Here is a 913-nt window from a genome sequence, read left to right as displayed (position 1 = left end):
AGGACAAAGTCCGTGCCGAAGCTGATGCCAAGCGCCTTGCTGCTGACCTTCGCGCTGAGCGGGTGCGCCTCCGTCCCGAGTGGCGATGTGAAGTGCCCGCAGCTTCCGCCAGTGCCGGCAAGCCTGATGCAGCCGCCGACGACCGAAGCAAAGGTGCGGCAGACATTGTTCGAGCCGCAGCAGACGCCGACGCCCAAATCCGTGGGCTCCAAGCACTCTTGAGGGCGGAAAGGCAATGAGCGACGGCGGCAAGGGCAGCGCACCGCGCCCGTATAACGTTGACCAGCAGACGTTCGCGGCCAACTGGGAACGTGTGTTCGGAAAGGGATCGAAGCCGGCCGTTCCGGCTGATCTGCCGGTTGCGATGGATAGCCAAGAGCGCAAGGAAGCGCAATGACCAGCCGGCTTAAGGACATTAACGCGACCTCCGGCGAAAAGCTCCTGGTCGCCAACAACTGGACCGCCGAGGCTGAGAAGCGCGGCACCACCGTAAGCACCAGTACATGGACGTACACGGGAGCAGGGACGCTCTCTGGCGCCTCTCTGACCGTTGCCAAGTCGGCTGTGAACCTCGCGCCGACGTGTCATGGAGTCCTGACCAACACCGTCACCCTTGCCAATGGCGAGACGCTGATCGCTGAGCGCGTTGTGTGCGTGAAGCCCCAGCAAATCGGGTCTGTTTCCGCTTAACGAATCAACCGTTTAACTGTCGAGTCAATTTTTCATGGCCGCCCCTGTAGGTAACTCCAACGCGAAGAAGGGCAAGGAGTGGTTCGACGCCCTGCGCAAAGAGTGTGTGCAGAAGGACGCGCTGCGGAAGATCGCCTCTGTCGTGGTCGAGAAGGCCATGCAGGGCGAGACGTGGGCGATTCAGGAGGTGGCTAACCGCTTTGACGGCAAGCCGGCCCAGGCG

Annotated in this window: 4 protein-coding genes; all 4 read left to right on the top strand. The window is 62.1% G+C overall.

Features of this window, described 5'->3' with window-relative positions; genetic code table 11:
• The coding region (locus QQX02_RS13070; protein ID WP_301143792.1) for a hypothetical protein at positions 1-222 on the top strand (222 nt) is incomplete at its 5' end.
• A gap of 13 nt (positions 223-235) precedes the next feature.
• On the top strand, positions 236-397 hold the full coding sequence (locus QQX02_RS13065; RefSeq protein WP_301143791.1) for a hypothetical protein: 162 nt from the start codon (positions 236-238) through the stop codon (positions 395-397).
• Positions 394-690, top strand: a complete 297-nt coding sequence (locus QQX02_RS13060; protein WP_301143790.1) for a hypothetical protein — start codon at positions 394-396, stop codon at positions 688-690. Before QQX02_RS13065 ends, QQX02_RS13060 begins: the two co-directional genes overlap by 4 nt.
• A gap of 34 nt (positions 691-724) precedes the next feature.
• Positions 725-913, top strand: a 189-nt coding sequence (locus tag QQX02_RS13055) for a hypothetical protein (RefSeq protein WP_301143789.1), incomplete at its 3' end; no start/stop codon positions are given.

The organism is Demequina muriae, from assembly GCF_030418295.1.
In the GTDB taxonomy this organism is placed as follows: Bacteria; Actinomycetota; Actinomycetes; order Actinomycetales; family Demequinaceae; genus Demequina; species Demequina muriae.
The sequence above is the reverse complement of the archived record's forward strand: the minus strand, read 5'-3'. Positions and strand labels throughout refer to the sequence as shown.

Excerpts from the sequence above, each read along its gene's own strand:
- QQX02_RS13065 (WP_301143791.1), top strand. The coding sequence starts at position 236 with ATGAGCGACGGCGGCAAGGGCAGCGCACCGCGCCCGTATAACGTTGAC.
- QQX02_RS13060 (WP_301143790.1), top strand. The coding sequence starts at position 394 with ATGACCAGCCGGCTTAAGGACATTAACGCGACCTCCGGCGAAAAGCTC.